This window comes from Pseudonocardia tropica, assembly GCF_040105315.1.
Classification (GTDB): domain Bacteria; phylum Actinomycetota; class Actinomycetes; order Mycobacteriales; family Pseudonocardiaceae; genus Pseudonocardia; species Pseudonocardia alni.
The window spans coordinates 34,749-48,929 of sequence record NZ_JBEDNP010000009.1; the positions used below are offsets into that span (position 1 = coordinate 34,749).

Here is a 14,181-nt window from a genome sequence, read left to right on the forward strand (position 1 = left end):
ACAGCCGGCGCACAGCCGTCGCACAGGTTCGTGCGGTGTGCTCCTAGCATGACCGAGGTGATGGACCGGGACGCCGACCCGCTGCGCCGCGCCGACGGCGGCCCGATCCGGGTGCTCGTGGTGGACGACGAGTCCACGCTGTCGGACCTGCTGTCGATGGCCCTGCGCTACGAGGGCTGGGAGGTCCGCGCCGCCGGCGACGGCATGTCCGCGGTGCGCCACGCCCGCGAGTTCCGCCCGGACGCGATCGTGCTCGACGTGATGCTGCCCGACGTCGACGGGTTCGAGGTGCTGCGCCGGGTCCGCGCCGACACCCCCGAGGTGCCGGTGCTGTTCCTGACCGCGCGCGACGCCGTCGAGGACCGGGTCGCGGGCCTGACCGCGGGCGGCGACGACTACGTCACCAAGCCGTTCTCGTTGGAGGAGCTGGTCGCGCGGCTGCGGGGGCTGCTGCGCCGCGCCGGGATGGTCGCCGCCCAGCGGTCCTCCGAGCTCGTCGTCGGCGACCTGCGGCTCGACGAGGACGCCCACGAGGTCTCACGCGCCGGCGACCCGGTGGAACTGACCGCGACCGAGTTCGAGCTGCTGCGCTACCTGATGCGCAACCCGCGCCGGGTGCTGTCGAAGGCCCAGATCCTCGACCGGGTGTGGAACTACGACTTCGGCGGCCAGTCCAACGTGGTCGAGCTCTACGTGTCCTACCTGCGCAAGAAGATCGACGCCGGCCGGCCGCCGATGATCCACACGGTGCGCGGCGCGGGCTACGTGCTGCGTCCCGCGGCGGGGTGACCCGGTGGTCGTCACCCGCGTCTCCGGCCGGGTCCGCTCGCTGCGGGCCCGGCTCGTCGTCACGGTGCTGCTGCTGTTCACGGTGGCGTGCGTGGCGATCGGCGTCGCGACGACGCTCTCGCTCGACCGCTACCTGTCCTCCCGGCAGGACCACGAGCTGGCGTTCTCCCTGGAGGGCTTCGTCGCCCAGCAGACCGGGCGCGCCCCCGGACGGCTGACCCAGGACGCGGGCGACGGGACCGGCGCCCCTCCGGGGACGGCGGCCGGCGCTCCGGCCCGCCCGACGGGGTGTTCCTCGGTCCCGGCCCGGGTGCGAACGCGATCGGCGCGGTGCTCGACGACGGCCGTGTCGTCTCGGCCCGGCTCGCCCAGCGCGGCGGCACCAGCACCGCGGTGTCCGACGACGACCTCGGCGCGCTCCGGTCGGTGCCGGCCGACACCGCACCGCACGACATCGCCCTGTCCGTGGGCGACTACCGGGCGATCGGCTGGACCGAGGGGACGACGACCTACCTGATCGCGCAGCCGGACAACGCCGGCGCCACCGTGAGCAGGCTCGTCGTCACCGAGCTCGTCGTGCTGGGCGGGGCGGTGGTGCTCGCGGGCATCGCGGCTGCCGTGCTGGTGCGCCGCGAGCTGCGCCCGCTCGAACGCGTCGCCGGCGTCGCCGCGCGGGTCGGGGACCTCCCGCTGGACCGGGGCGAGGTCCACCTCGCCGCCCGCGTCCCCGACCCCGACCCCCGCACCGAGGTCGGCCAGGTCGGCACCGCGCTCAACCACATGCTCGACAACGTCGAGGGCGCGCTCGCCGCCCGCCAGGAGTCCGAGACGCGGCTGCGCCGCTTCGTCGCCGACGCGAGCCACGAACTGCGCACCCCGCTGACGGCGATCCGCGGCTACGCCGAGCTGTCGCGCCGCGAGCGCGACCCGGTCCCGGAGCGGACCACGCACGCACTGGCCCGGATCAGCTCGCAGGCCGAACGCATGTCCACCCTGGTCGAGGACCTGCTGCTGCTCGCCCGGCTCGACGCGGGCCGCCCGCTGGAGCGCACCGAGGTGGACCTCACCCGGCTGGTCCTCGACGCCGTCGGGGACGCCCACGTGGCGGGCCGCGACCACCGCTGGTTCCCGCAGCTGCCCGACGAGCCGGTCACGGTCACCGGCGACGCCCACCGGCTCTCCCAGGTGCTCACCAACCTGCTCGCGAACGCCCGCACCCACACCCCGCCCGGCACGACGGTCACCGTCTCCCTCGACCGGCCCGTCCCCGGCCGGGTCCGGCTGCGGGTCGCCGACGACGGCCCCGGCATCGCCCCGGACGTCGCGCCCCGGGTGTTCGAGCGGTTCGCCCGCGGCGCGGAGGGACGCACCCGCGCCGGGAACGACACCCCCGGTACCGGGCTGGGCCTGGCGATCGTGGCCGCGGTCGTCGCCGCCCACGACGGGACGGCCGGGGTCGACAGCGCCCCCGGCCGGACGGTGTTCACCGTCGACCTACCGGTCTGAGGACGGCTCCGCGACCCCGGGGTCGGCGGGCGGGTCGGTCGGGGCGAGGTCGGTGGACAGCCGCCGGATGAAGTCGTCCATCGCCTGCTGCATCGTCTGGCGGAAGGCGCCGAGCAGCGACCGGGTGGCGACCGGCTGCAGGGCCTCGACCGCCGTGCGCAGGTCCGCGACGCCGCTGCGGGGCAGCCCGGCCGCGACGTGCGCCGCCCAGACCTGCTCCCGGAACAGCTCGACGAAGATGTCGGCGATCTCGCGGGTGCGGGCCAGCAGCTCGTCGCCGACCTGCTGCACCGCCTCCGGGGCCAGGCCGAGGGCGACGGCGTGCGCCCCGGAGCGGACCATCGACGGGTTGAGCACGCGCAGCCGCCCCGGGCCGGTGCGCTCGATCATCCCGGAGGCGACCAGCTGCCCGACGAACTCCGGGGACGTCCGGGCGCCGGCCCACTCGGCCAGGTCCTCCTCGGCGAGCTCGACCGGCTCCTCCGGCTGCCACGGGGCGAGCATGCCGCGGTAGAGGCGCAACGCCTCCTCGGCACTGCCGGAGGGGGTCTGGTTGATCAGCACACCGATCGCGGCGAGCGAGAACCCGCGCCGCTGCAGGCCGGCGATCAGCTCCAGCCGGGCCAGGTGGAGGGGGCCGTACCAGGCGGTGCGCCCGCGCATCTCCCCCGGCTGCAGCAGCCCGCGGGACAGGTGGGCGCGCACGTTGCGGACGGTCATGCCGGCACGCGCGGCGAGCTTGTCGATCGGGAACTCGTCCCCGGCCGTCGGAGTTCCGGACATCGGGGCGGATCCTACCCGGGGTAGCCGGGCGCGCACGGCGGCGACGGGCGGCCGCGACCACCCCGTGACCCGCGGCGACGACGGTCGCGGGCGCTCACCCGACGATCAACGATGTCATCGGTTGCCCGATCCGTACCGCGACATCGATCTGACACCGACCCACACCCGGTTCCTGCTGGTCATGAGCTCAGCGTAGCGGAACGTTGACACGAGTACACGGCGGGATAGTACTGTTCGTGGGTGTCGTCGCCACCACGGTCGACGCGCCCGACTCCGGTCGCATGCCCGCGACCGGTGCACGCCGGGCCGGCCGACGGGTCCCCCTCCCTGCCGGCCGGTCCGGTCCGGTCCGTTCAGCGCGGTCCGTCGACGGTGCGACCGAGGTGCTCGCGCTGCAGCACCGCCATCCGGTACGCGTCGTGGTAGCGGCCGCTGGCGAAGTACTCCTCGCGCAGCTCGCCCTCGACGACGAAGCCGGTGCGTTCGTAGGCGCGCACGGCGCGGGCGTTGTCGACGTCGACGACGAGGTACACCTTGTGCAGGTTCAGCACGCCGAAGGCGTAGTCCAGGGCCGCGGCGGTGGCGCGGGCGGCGAGACCCCGGCCCTGGAAGGCGGGGGCGACGATGATCTGGAACTCGGCGTTGCGGTGGATGTAGTCGATCTCCACCAGCTCGACCAGGCCGGCGCGCTCGCCCGCGCAGTCGATGGTGAACCGCCGCTCGCGGTTGTCGTGCACGTGCCGGGCGAAGATCTCCTGCAGCTCGACGAGCGACTCGTAGGGCTCCTCGAACCAGTACGACATGATCCCGGAGTCGTTCGACAGCCCGTGGACGAACGGCAGGTCCTCGCGCTCGAGGGCGCGCAGCCGCATCACGGGGGTGGGCGTGCTCATGGGGCCTCCGCGGTCGACGGGCCCGGTGCCCGTCGACCCGGAAACCTACGAGGCCGGGCCGCTCAGCGCCCGGCGCGGGCCCGCTGCGGCGTGCAGGACGGACAGTCGCGCCACGGCAGGGCGCGCGTGTCGGCGGGCCGGGCCGCTCCGCAGCGGCAGACGCCGGCGAGGCCGCCGAACCCGGGCATCGACTTGGTCGGACGTCCCGCGCGGACCAGGGTGCGGCCGGAGGCGGACGTGCGTGTGGGCAGGTAGAGGCGCATCAGGATCCCCGACGGTGTGTGGTGGAGGGTTCGGCGACCTGTGGGTCACCGAGGGACACATCGTCTTCACCCCACGAAACATGACGGACATGCCCAGTGACCTCTGACACAGATCCCCGCACCGGACCCGGCGACCCGACGGGTGGCCCTGCCAGACTGCGCCGCATGGCTGGCTCCCCGCTGCTCCAGAACCTCTCCGGCACCGCCCGTACCGCCTACGAGCTGGGCAGCGGCACCGCCCGCGCCGCCGTGGCCCTGACCCGCTCGGGCGTCGTCCGCCCGCTCGGCCCGGGGAGGCTGTACGGGATGGGCCGGGCCCTGGTGCGCTACGGCAACAGCATCACCGCGGCGTTCGCCGTCGGGGCCGCCCGCCACCCGTACCGGCTCGCCGTCGTCGACGACGACGGGGTCACCACCTACGCCGAGCTGGAGGCCCGCACCGACAGCCTCGCGCTGGCGCTGCTCGACTCCGGCGCCGGGCCGGGCGCCCCGGTCGGGGTGCTGTGCCGCAACGCCCGCGCGCCGATCGAGGCGATGGTCGCGGCGGGCAAGGCCGGCGCCGACGTCGTGCTGGTCAACACCGGACTCTCGGCCGAGCAGCTGCGCGGGGTGCAGGAGCAGCAGCAGCTGCACACGATCGTCGCCGACCCGGACCTCCTCGACATCGTCCCGGCCGGGCCGCGCGTCGTGCTGACCCGCACCCCGGACGGGCCGCGCCCCGCGGGCGACCGCGCGCTCGACGACCTCGAGGCGATGGTCGAGCGCGGCGGGCCGGGCGAGCTGCCGTTCAGGCCGGAACCGTCCAAGCAGATCGTGCTGACCTCCGGCACCACCGGGACGCCGAAGGGCGCCAAGCGGCCGCACCCGTCGACCCTCGCCCCGGCGGCGTCGATCCTGTCGGCGATCCCGCTGCGCGCCGGCGAGCCGACGCACATCGCCGCGCCGCTGTTCCACACCTGGGGCAACGCCGGGCTGCTGCTCGCCGCGTTGCACGGCGCGACCGTCGTGCTGCGCCGCAGGTTCACCCCCGAGGGGTTCCTCACCGCCGTGCGCGGACGCCGGTGCACGACGGTGTTCGCGGTGCCGGTGATGCTCCAGCGGGTCCTGGAGTCCGAGGCCGAGGGCTGGGGCGACGACGAGGGCCCGCGGATCGTGGCCGTCTCCGGGTCGGCGCTGCCCGGCGGGCAGGCCAACCGGTTCATGGACCGCTTCGGCGACTGCCTCTACAACCTCTACGGCTCCACCGAGGTCTCCTGGGTCTCGATCGCCGGACCGGAGGACCTGCGCGACGCCCCCGGCACCGCGGGCCGCGCCCCGGCCGGGACCACCCTGGTCATCCTCGACGACGACGACCGGCCCGCCGCGGCAGGCGTCGACGGCCGGGTGTTCGTGGGCAACGACCTGCCGTTCGAGGGCTACACCGGTGGCGAGGACGGCCTGGAGGAGCGCGACGGGCTGCTCGGGACCGGCGACGTCGGGCACCTCGACGAGCAGGGACGGCTGTTCCTCACCGGCCGGGCCGACGACATGATCGTCTCGGGCGGGGAGAACCTGCACCCCGGCCCGGTCGAGGACCTCGTCGCGGGGATGGACGGGGTGCGCGAGGCCTGCGTGCTCGGAGTGGACGACGACGAGTACGGCCAGCGGTTCGCCGCCTGGGTGGTGCTCGAGCCGGGAGCCGACGTCACCGCGGACGCGATCCGCAGCCGGGTGAGGTCCGACCTGGAGAAGTTCGCCGCCCCGCGGGACGTGCACTTCCTGGACGAGCTGCCGCGCAACCAGACCGGGAAGGTGCTGCGCACGGAGCTCCCCGGCCGGGAGTGACCCGACCGGGCGTCCCGAGTTGAAGTCAGGGAAACCTTCCCTAAGATGGCCCGATGACGGTCACCGCGGCACGTGGCGCACTCGGAGGTCCCCCCGCCGGGGCGCCCGCCGCGGGCTGTGCCGGGCTGAGCGAGGCCGTCGGCGAGCCGATGACCGGGACCGCGCCGCACGTGCGCCGCCTCGTCGCGGTCGAGCACGTCGGGGCGTGGCCGCGGAAGGTCGCCGACCACCCGGACCCGGCGGTCACCGCGCTGTTCGACCGGCTCCGCGCCGACGACGTCATCCTGCTGCTGATCCGCCGCCCCGGCCGCGAGGGCCGCTGCGACGCCGACGGCGACCGCACCGTCTACGTCGCCGACCTCGCCCCGGGCGGCTCGCGGGTGTGGTCGCGCACCGTGCGCGGCACCGACGACCTCGCCGGCATCGACCTCGACCCGGGCGCGGGCACCCCGGTCACCGACCCGGTGATGCTGGTGTGCGCGCACGGCAGGCGGGACGTCTGCTGCGCCGTCCGCGGCCGCGCGCTCGCCGGGGAGCTGGCCGCCGAGGGCGCCGACGTCTGGGAGTGCACCCACCTCGGCGGGCACCGGTTCGCGCCGACCGCGCTGGTGCTGCCCACCGGTTACGCCTACGGCCGCCTCGACACCGGCGGCGCGCTGGCCGCGCTGAAGGCCGCGGCCGGGGGCGGCGTCGACCCGTGGAGCTGCCGCGGGCACACCGGGCTGGACCCGGTCCGCCAGCTCGCCGAGCTCGCCGTGCGCGAGCACACCGGCATCGGGGACGCCACCGCGCTGCTCGTCGACGCCGTCGACGGCCCGGGGGACGTGACCGTCCGGTCCCGTGACGGCCGCGTCTGGACGGTGCCGGTGGTCATCGACTCGTCGCTGCCGCCGCGGCCGCCGTCCTGCGGGGCGGCCCTCGAGGCGGCGACGCCGCTGGTCGCGGGCACTCCCGTCGGGCACTAGCCGAACGCGCGCTCCAGGGCGCGGGCCAGGCCGTCCTCCGCGACGGTGCCGGTCGACTCGTCGGCGTCGGCGTGCACCTGCGGCGGGGCCTGCCCCATCGCGATCCCGCGGCCCGCCCAGCGCAGCATCGCGCGGTCGTTGTCGCCGTCGCCGACGGCGAGGACCTCGGAGCGGTCGACGCCGAGCCGGGCCGCGACCCGCGCGAGCCCGGACGCCTTGGACACCCCGGCCGGCACCAGCGTCACCCACGGCAGCTCGTGGTCCAGGGTCGGCTCGGTGCCGGGAACGTGCAGCCGGGCCGCGCGGGCCGCGGTCTCGTCCGGGTCGTGCCCCGGCCAGTACATGACGAGCTTGGGCGTCGGCTCGTCGAGCAGACCGGCGTGGCCGACCTCGGTCACGGTGCCGGCGAGCACGCCGTCCGGGAACGGGGCGCTGACCCGCTGTCCGACGCCGACGTGCTCGCAGGCGAACACCGCCCCCGGGAACCGCTCGGTCATCACGTCCAGGGCCGCGGTCACGGCCTCGGGGGCGAGCCGTTCCATCGCCAGGACGCGACGGGTCGCGGTCTCCATCTCGACCGCGCCGTTCGAGGTCAGGGTGACGCCGTCGCGCAGCCCGATCGCGTCCAGCGCGCCGGCCACACCGACGACGGTCCGGCCGGTGCACAGCATCACCTCGGCCCGGGTCCCGGCGAGCGCGATCGCGTCGAGGACCGCGGGGCTCGGGGGCCTGCGCCCGTGGACGATGGTGCCGTCGATGTCGAGCGCGACGAGCCTGATCACGTCGTCGACCCTACGTCGAGCCGGAACCGTGCGACGCCGTCGCGGGTCCCGGTGGGGCGCATCCCGATCCGCTCCAGCACCCGCTCCGAGGCGGGGTTGCCGGGCTCGACACCCGCGACCAGCGGGGACGCCCCGGCCGAGCGGGCCAGCGCGAGCAGCAGGCGGGCGGCCTCGACGGCGTAGCCGCGACCGCGGCGGGAGGGCACCACGCCGTAGCCGAGCTCGACGGCGGCCGGGCCGTCGTCGGGGGCGGGGAACAGGCCCGCGCCGCCGACGACCGTGCCGCCGTCGCGTTCGACGAGCAGCCGGTGCCCGAGCTCGCCCCAGCCCGGCCCCGCCGGGTCGCGGGCGAGCAGCCGGGCGACGACCCGATCGCCGTCGGCGGGGAAGTCCGGCGCCCAGTCACCGCGCCGGGTCCCGGCGACGACGGCCGCCGCGACCTCCGGGGTCCAGCCGGGGAGCACCAGCCGGGGGCCGGTCGGGATCGGCGCCGAGGTCGGGGCGGGGATCGGCACACCCCGATCCTGCCCCGTACCCCCCTCACCCCGCACCGCGACCCGCCCGCCGCACCGCCCGACGCACCGCACCGCCCGCACCCGCTCCGCACCGTGACACCCGCGCGTTCCACACCGCCCGCCCCGCCCCGCCCCGCGTCGCGTCGCACCGCCCGCGTCGCACCGGGCGCGTCCGCCCTGCCCTGGTGTCGATCAGTGCATGAGTGCTGTCGCGGCACGGGCTCACAGCGCTCATGTACTGATCGACGGACCGGGAGCGGACCAGGGTGGGCCGGCACAGCTGGTTCACAGGTCGATCACCGGTTCCGCACAGCGCGGCGGAGCAGCGTCGCCCGGGTGACGAGCACCCTGTCCCGGCCCCGGCCCGCCCCCGCACCGTCCCCACCGCCGACGCGACGGTGGCGGCACCTGCCGCTCGCGGTGCTGCTCGCCGCGACGGCCGCGCTGTACCTGTGGGGGCTGTCGGCCTCGGGCTGGGCCAACGCGTTCTACGCGGCGGCCGCGCAGGCGGGCGGGCAGAGCTGGTCGGTGTGGTTCTTCGGCGCCTCCGACGCGGCCGGGGGCATCACCGTCGACAAGGCACCGGGGGCGCTGTGGCCGATCGGGCTGGCGGTGCGGCTGTTCGGGCTGTCGAGCTGGAGCGTGCTGGTGCCGCAGGCGCTGATGGGCGTCGGCGCGGTCGCGCTGCTGTACGCCGCGGTCCGGCGCGTCGCCGGGCCGGGGGCCGGGCTGGTGGCCGGGGCCGCGCTCGCGCTCACCCCGGTCGCGGTGCTGATGTTCCGCTTCGACAACCCGGACGCGATGCTCGTGCTCGTCCTGACCGGCGCCGCCTACGCCCTCACCCGGGCGGTCGAGCAGGGCCGCACCCGGTGGCTGGTGCTCGTCGGCCTGCTGGTCGGCTACGGCTTCCTCACCAAGATGCTGCAGGCGTTCCTGGTGCTGCCGGCGTTCACCGCCGTGTGGCTGCTCGCCGCCCCGGTCGCCTGGTGGCCGCGGATCCGGGCGCTGCTCGTCGCCGGGGTCGCGCTGCTGGTCTCGGCGGGCTGGTGGGTGCTGGTCGTGGAGCTGTGGCCGGCCGCGGACCGGCCCTGGATCGGCGGCTCCCAGGGGAACAGCGTGCTGGAGCTGGTGTTCGGCTACAACGGCGTCGGGCGGCTCACCGGCGACGAGGTCGGTTCCGTCGGCGGCGGCGCGGGGGGACGCGCCGGTGGCTGGGGCGAGACCGGGCTGCTGCGGCTGTTCGGCTCGGAGATGGGCCGGGAGGCGTCCTGGCTGCTCCCGGCGGCACTGCTGCTGCTCGCGGTGCTGCTGTGGTGGACCCGGCGGGCACCGCGCACCGACCCGCTGCGCGCGGCGACCGTGCTGTGGGGCGGCTGGCTGCTGGTCACCGGGCTGACGTTCAGCCTGATGGCCGGGATCGTGCACAGCTACTACACCGTCGCGCTGGCCCCGGCGGTCGCCGCGCTGGTCGGGATCGGCGGGGCGACGCTGTGGCGGGACCGCGCGTCCGCGGCCGCCCGCTGCCGGCTGGCCGCGGCGGTCGCGGCGACGGCGGTGTGGGCCTACGCGCTGCTGCCCGCGGCCTGGCCGGGGTGGCTGCGGCCTGCGGTGCTCGTCGTCGGGCTCGGCGCGGCGCTCGCCCTGCTCGGGGTGCACCGGATGCCGCGGGCGCTCGCCACCGGGGTGCTCACCGCGGCGCTGCTGGCCGGAGCCGGCGGGACGACGGCCTGGGCGCTGGCGACGGCGGCGACACCGCACACCGGCGCGATCCCGAGCTCCGGGCCGGAGGGCTATGCGTCCGGACCGGGCGGGGGCCGGGGTGGGCCCGGCGGGATGCGCGGGCCGTGGGCCGGCCGGGCACCCGGGACCGGCGCACCGGGCGGCACGACCGCCGCGACCGGGACGGCCACCGGCGGAACCCTCGGAGCACCGGGCGGCACGACGCAGGGCGGCGGGTGGGCCGGTGGCGGACCCACCCGGGGGCCGGGCGGTGCCGGCGGGCCGGGCGGCATCCTCAGCGCGCCCACGCCGTCGTCGCAGGTCACGGGGTTGATCTCGGAGCGGGCCGGCGGGTTCACCTGGGCCGCGGCCACGGTGGGTTCCATGCAGGCGGCGGGCTACCAGCTCGCCTCGGGGGCACCGGTGCTCGCCGTCGGCGGGTTCAACGGCACCGATCCCTACCCGACGCTCGCGCAGTTCCAGCAGATGGTGGCGCAGCACCGGATCCACTGGTTCATCGGCTCCGCGGGCAGCGGGATGATCTCCACCGCCTCCGGCGGCAGCGACGACGCGCGCCGCATCGCCGAGTGGGTCGCGGCGACGTTCCCGGCCCGCACCGTCGACGGCGTCACCCTCCACGACCTGAGCGCGTCGTGACCCGGCGGGCGGCCGACCGGCTCACAGCCGACGCACAGGTCGATCACACGGCCGCGACAGCGCGGGCCCCGATCGTCGATCCCATGACCACAGTCGTCGCCGGCCCCGCCACCGGCACCCACCCGGCCCGGCCCGGGGCGCGTCCGTCCGACCGCGGCCGGACCGTGCTCGACATCGTCGTCCCCGTCCTCGACGAGGAGCGCGACCTGGAGTCCTCGGTGCGGCGCCTGCACGCGTTCCTCGCCTCCGGGTTCCCCTACTCGTTCCGGATCACCGTCGCCGACAACGCCAGCACCGACGCCACCCCGCAGATCGCGCAGCGCCTCGCCGCCGAGATCGACGAGGTCCGCACGGTGCGCCTGGAGCAGAAGGGCCGCGGCCGCGCGCTGCGCCACGTCTGGTCCGGCTCCGACGCCGACGTGCTCGCCTACTGCGACGTCGACCTCTCCACCGACCTCGGCGCGCTGCTCCCCCTGGTCGCCCCGCTCGTGTCCGGGCACTCCGACCTCGCGATCGGGACCCGGCTGGGTCGCGGCTCGCGGGTGGTGCGCGGGCCGAAGCGGGAGTTCATCTCGCGCAGCTACAACCTGATCCTGCGCGGTGCGCTCTCGGCACGCTTCTCCGACGCCCAGTGCGGGTTCAAGGCGATCCGCTCCGACGTGGCGCGGCGGCTGCTTCCGCTGGTCGAGGACACCGGCTGGTTCTTCGACACCGAGCTGCTGGTGCTGGCCGAGCGGTCCGGGCTGCGCATCCACGAGGTGCCCGTCGACTGGGTCGACGACCCGGACTCCAGCGTGGACGTCGTGGCGACGGCCGTCGCGGACCTGAAGGGCGTGTGGCGGGTCGGCCGGGCACTGGCGACGGGTGCGCTGCCGCTGGCCGAGGTCCGCGCGCAGCTCGGGCGGGCGCCGCTGGCCCCGCCGGCGGTGCCCGGGGTGCCGCGGGCGATGCCGTTCCAGCTGGCCCGCTTCGCCGCGATCGGCGTCGCGTCGACGGTGGCGAACCTGCTGCTGTTCCTCGCGCTGCGCGGGATGCTCGGGCCGATCGCGGCGAACGTCGTCGCCCTGCTGGTCTGCGCGGTCGCCAACACCGCGCTGAACCGGCGGTTCACCTTCGGCGTCCGCGGCCGGGACCGCGCGGTCACCCACCAGTTCCAGGGGCTGATCGTGTTCGCGCTCGGCCTCGTCCTGACCACCGGCGCCCTCGCCGTGCTCGGCGCCGTCGCGCCCGGCGCGCACCTGGCCGTCGAGGCCGCGGTGATCGTCGGGGCCAACCTGGTCGCGACGGTGCTGCGCTTCGTCCTGTTCCGCTCCTGGGTGTTCCGCACCCGGTCCACCGCCGCGCCGCTCGGGAAGGCGACCGCCGCATGACCGGCACCCTCGACCGGTTCCCCACCCGGTCCGACGCGCCCCCGCCCCCGTCCGACGGTCCGCGCCGCCGGACCCGGCCCGTCTCGGTCGCCGCGCTGCTCGTCGCGACGGGCGCGCTCTACCTGTGGAACCTGGGCGCCTCGGGCTGGGCCAACTCCTTCTACGCCGCCGCGGTGCAGGCCGGGGCGAACGACGGGACGGCGTTCTTCTTCGGCTCCCTCGACCCGGCGAACGCGATCACCGTCGACAAGCCGCCCGCGTCGCTGTGGCCGATGGAGATCTCCGCACGGATCGTCGGGTTCTCGCCCTGGAGCCTGCTGGTGCCGCAGGTGCTGATGGGCGTCGCCGCGGTCGGGCTGCTGTACGCCGCGGTGCGCCGGGTGTCCGGGCACGGCGCCGGGCTGCTCGCCGGGGCACTGCTGGCGCTGACGCCCGTCGCGGCGCTGATGTTCCGCTTCGACAACCCCGACGCGATGCTGACACTGCTGCTCGTCGCGGCGGCGTACCTGCTGGTCCGGGGTCTGGAGGACGGCCGGACCCGGTGGATCGCCGCGGTCGGGCTGGTGCTCGGGTTCGCGTTCCTGACCAAGTCCCTGCAGGCGTTCCTGGTGCTGCCCGGTCTGGCCCTGGCCTGGCTGTGGGCCGCGCCCGGCCGTCCGTGGCGACGGGTGTGGCAGCTGCTCGTCGGCGGTGCCGGGATCGTGGTCGGTGCCGGCTGGTGGCTGCTCGCCGTCGCGCTGTGGCCGGTCGACGCCCGTCCGTACATCGGCGGGTCCGGGGACGACACCCCCCTCGGCCTGGCCTTCGGCTACAACGGCCTGGGCCGGATCGTCGGCGGCGAGGGCGGCCGCGGCCGTGACACCGTGCGCGACACCGCGGCCGGTGCGTTCCCGGGCGGCGCCCCCGCCGGTGGCGGCATGCCGCCGGGTGGTCCCGGTGGCGGGAGCTTCGGCGGTCGGGCCGGGTTCCTGCGGATGTTCGAGACGTCGTTCGGCACCCAGATCTCCTGGCTGCTCCCGGCCGCGCTGCTGCTGCTCGTCGCGGCGCTGGTGCTGCGCGGGCGCGCGGTGCGCACCGACGCCGTCCGCGGCTCGCTGCTCGTGTGGGGCGGCTGGACGTCGGTGACGGTGCTGGTGCTGTCGTTCATGGAGGGGATCGTCCACCCGTACTACACGGTGGCGCTGGCGCCCGGGATCGCGGCGCTGGTCGCGGTCGGCGGCCGCGAGCTGCTCGGGCACCGGGACCTCCGGTGGGTCCGCGGGGTGCTCGCCGTCGCCGTCGCCGGGACCGCGGTGTGGGCGTTCGTGCTGCTCGGCTGGTCACCGCAGTTCCTGCCCTGGCTGCGCTGGGTGGTGCTGGTGGCGGGCGTCGTGGCCGGCGCGGCCCTGCTGGTCCCCGCCCGCGGACGGCGGTGGCTCGCCGTGGCCCTCGGTGTCGCGGTCCTGAGCGGGGTCGCCGCCCCCGCGGCCTACACCGTCCAGACCGTGGCGACCTCGCACGAGGGATCCATCCCGACCGCCGGGCCGGAGATCGCCGGAGCCGACCGGAGCCCGGGCGGGTTCCGCGACGGGCTCGGCGACCGCGACCGGGGCCTCGACGGGACCGGCGCGGCGGCTCCCGGAGCACCCGGCGCGCCCGGGGACCCGACGGCGGCAGCCCCCGGGGCGTTCGGCGGCGGTCCGGGGACCGAGCGGACCGGCGCGCAGGTCGTCGCGCTGCTGCGGGACGCGGGTCCGGCCCGCTGGGCCGCGGCGACGGTCGGCTCGCAGGGCGCGGCGTCGATGATGCTCGCCGCGGGCGGGGACACCGCCGTCATGGCGATCGGCGGCTTCTCCGGCAGCGACCCCTCCCCCACCCTGGACCGGTTCCGGCAGTACGTCGCGCAGGGCGACGTCCGGTACTTCGTCGGCGGCGGCGAGCGGGGTGGCCCCGGCGGCGGTCGCGGCGGCACCGGTGCGGAGATCACCGCCTGGGTCGCGCAGCACTACACCGCGACGACCGTCGACGGGACCACGGTCTACGACCTGTCCGCGCAGGCCCGCTGACCGTCGTCGCCCGCCGAGTGGCACACCACGTACCCGGACCCGGATCCCGCACGCACGTGGTGTGCCACTC

General features: G+C 76.2%; 12 protein-coding genes. 7 read left to right on the plus strand and 5 right to left on the minus strand.

Going from position 1 to position 14,181, the window contains the following annotated elements; all coding sequences use genetic code 11:
* Positions 1-48: 48 nt before the first annotated feature.
* Positions 49-789, plus strand: coding sequence for a response regulator transcription factor (locus WHI96_RS16055; RefSeq protein WP_345646379.1), 741 nt, complete (start codon positions 49-51; stop codon positions 787-789).
* Between the two features lie 288 nt (positions 790-1,077).
* Complete coding sequence (locus WHI96_RS16060) at positions 1,078-2,295, plus strand: sensor histidine kinase (RefSeq protein ID WP_345646377.1); 1,218 nt, start codon at positions 1,078-1,080, stop codon at positions 2,293-2,295.
* Here the strand turns inward: WHI96_RS16060 and WHI96_RS16065 are convergent.
* The 3 genes from WHI96_RS16065 to WHI96_RS16075 all read right to left on the minus strand — a co-directional run bounded on the left by WHI96_RS16065 (position 2,284) and on the right by WHI96_RS16075 (position 4,234).
* Positions 2,284-3,078: a MerR family transcriptional regulator gene (locus WHI96_RS16065; protein WP_345646374.1), complete on the minus strand. Its 795-nt coding sequence runs from the start codon at positions 3,076-3,078 to the stop codon at positions 2,284-2,286. The two genes, WHI96_RS16060 and WHI96_RS16065, sit on opposite strands and share 12 nt — an antisense overlap.
* A 353-nt stretch (positions 3,079-3,431) precedes the next feature.
* A complete protein-coding gene (gene speG, locus WHI96_RS16070; RefSeq protein ID WP_345646371.1) occupies positions 3,432-3,971 on the minus strand; it encodes a spermidine N1-acetyltransferase in 540 nt (179 codons plus the stop codon).
* Positions 3,972-4,033: 62 nt separating this feature from the next.
* Positions 4,034-4,234 carry a hypothetical protein gene (locus WHI96_RS16075; protein ID WP_345646368.1) on the minus strand — a complete coding sequence of 67 codons (201 nt, stop codon included), beginning with the start codon at positions 4,232-4,234 and terminating at the stop codon, positions 4,034-4,036.
* A 165-nt stretch (positions 4,235-4,399) separates the two neighbouring features.
* On the opposite strand from WHI96_RS16075, the gene WHI96_RS16080 reads away from it, so the two are divergent.
* Positions 4,400-6,058, plus strand: coding sequence for an AMP-binding protein (locus WHI96_RS16080; protein ID WP_345646365.1), 1,659 nt, complete (start codon positions 4,400-4,402; stop codon positions 6,056-6,058).
* 53 nt (positions 6,059-6,111) lie between these two features.
* Positions 6,112-7,023 carry a ferredoxin family protein gene (locus WHI96_RS16085; RefSeq protein WP_345646362.1) on the plus strand — a complete coding sequence of 304 codons (912 nt, stop codon included), beginning with the start codon at positions 6,112-6,114 and terminating at the stop codon, positions 7,021-7,023.
* Here WHI96_RS16085 and WHI96_RS16090 read toward each other — a convergent pair.
* Complete coding sequence (locus WHI96_RS16090; RefSeq protein WP_345646359.1) at positions 7,020-7,805, minus strand: HAD family hydrolase; 786 nt, start codon at positions 7,803-7,805, stop codon at positions 7,020-7,022. The two genes, WHI96_RS16085 and WHI96_RS16090, sit on opposite strands and share 4 nt — an antisense overlap.
* Positions 7,802-8,320 (minus strand): GNAT family N-acetyltransferase, encoded by a 519-nt coding sequence (locus tag WHI96_RS16095; RefSeq protein WP_345646356.1) that lies wholly within the window; start codon positions 8,318-8,320, stop codon positions 7,802-7,804. Before WHI96_RS16095 ends, WHI96_RS16090 begins: the two co-directional genes overlap by 4 nt.
* A 336-nt stretch (positions 8,321-8,656) precedes the next feature.
* Between WHI96_RS16095 and WHI96_RS16100 the strand changes: the two genes are divergently transcribed.
* The 3 genes from WHI96_RS16100 (at position 8,657) to WHI96_RS16110 (ending at position 14,111) form a co-directional block, all read left to right on the plus strand.
* Complete coding sequence (locus WHI96_RS16100; RefSeq protein ID WP_425571612.1) at positions 8,657-10,696, plus strand: glycosyltransferase family 39 protein; 2,040 nt, start codon at positions 8,657-8,659, stop codon at positions 10,694-10,696.
* An 83-nt stretch (positions 10,697-10,779) separates the two neighbouring features.
* Positions 10,780-12,066: a bifunctional glycosyltransferase family 2/GtrA family protein gene (locus WHI96_RS16105; protein WP_345646353.1), complete on the plus strand. Its 1,287-nt coding sequence runs from the start codon at positions 10,780-10,782 to the stop codon at positions 12,064-12,066.
* Positions 12,063-14,111, plus strand: coding sequence for a glycosyltransferase family 39 protein (locus tag WHI96_RS16110; protein WP_345646350.1), 2,049 nt, complete (start codon positions 12,063-12,065; stop codon positions 14,109-14,111). Before WHI96_RS16105 ends, WHI96_RS16110 begins: the two co-directional genes overlap by 4 nt.
* Positions 14,112-14,181: the final 70 nt, after the last annotated feature.

Excerpts from the sequence above, each read along its gene's own strand:
- WHI96_RS16055 (WP_345646379.1), top strand. The coding sequence starts at position 49 with ATGACCGAGGTGATGGACCGGGACGCCGACCCGCTGCGCCGCGCCGAC.
- WHI96_RS16065 (WP_345646374.1), bottom strand. The coding sequence starts at position 3,078 with ATGTCCGGAACTCCGACGGCCGGGGACGAGTTCCCGATCGACAAGCTC.
- speG (WP_345646371.1), bottom strand. The coding sequence starts at position 3,971 with ATGAGCACGCCCACCCCCGTGATGCGGCTGCGCGCCCTCGAGCGCGAG.
- WHI96_RS16075 (WP_345646368.1), bottom strand. The coding sequence starts at position 4,234 with ATGCGCCTCTACCTGCCCACACGCACGTCCGCCTCCGGCCGCACCCTG.
- WHI96_RS16080 (WP_345646365.1), top strand. The coding sequence starts at position 4,400 with ATGGCTGGCTCCCCGCTGCTCCAGAACCTCTCCGGCACCGCCCGTACC.
- WHI96_RS16085 (WP_345646362.1), top strand. The coding sequence starts at position 6,112 with ATGACGGTCACCGCGGCACGTGGCGCACTCGGAGGTCCCCCCGCCGGG.
- WHI96_RS16105 (WP_345646353.1), top strand. The coding sequence starts at position 10,780 with ATGACCACAGTCGTCGCCGGCCCCGCCACCGGCACCCACCCGGCCCGG.
- WHI96_RS16110 (WP_345646350.1), top strand. The coding sequence starts at position 12,063 with ATGACCGGCACCCTCGACCGGTTCCCCACCCGGTCCGACGCGCCCCCG.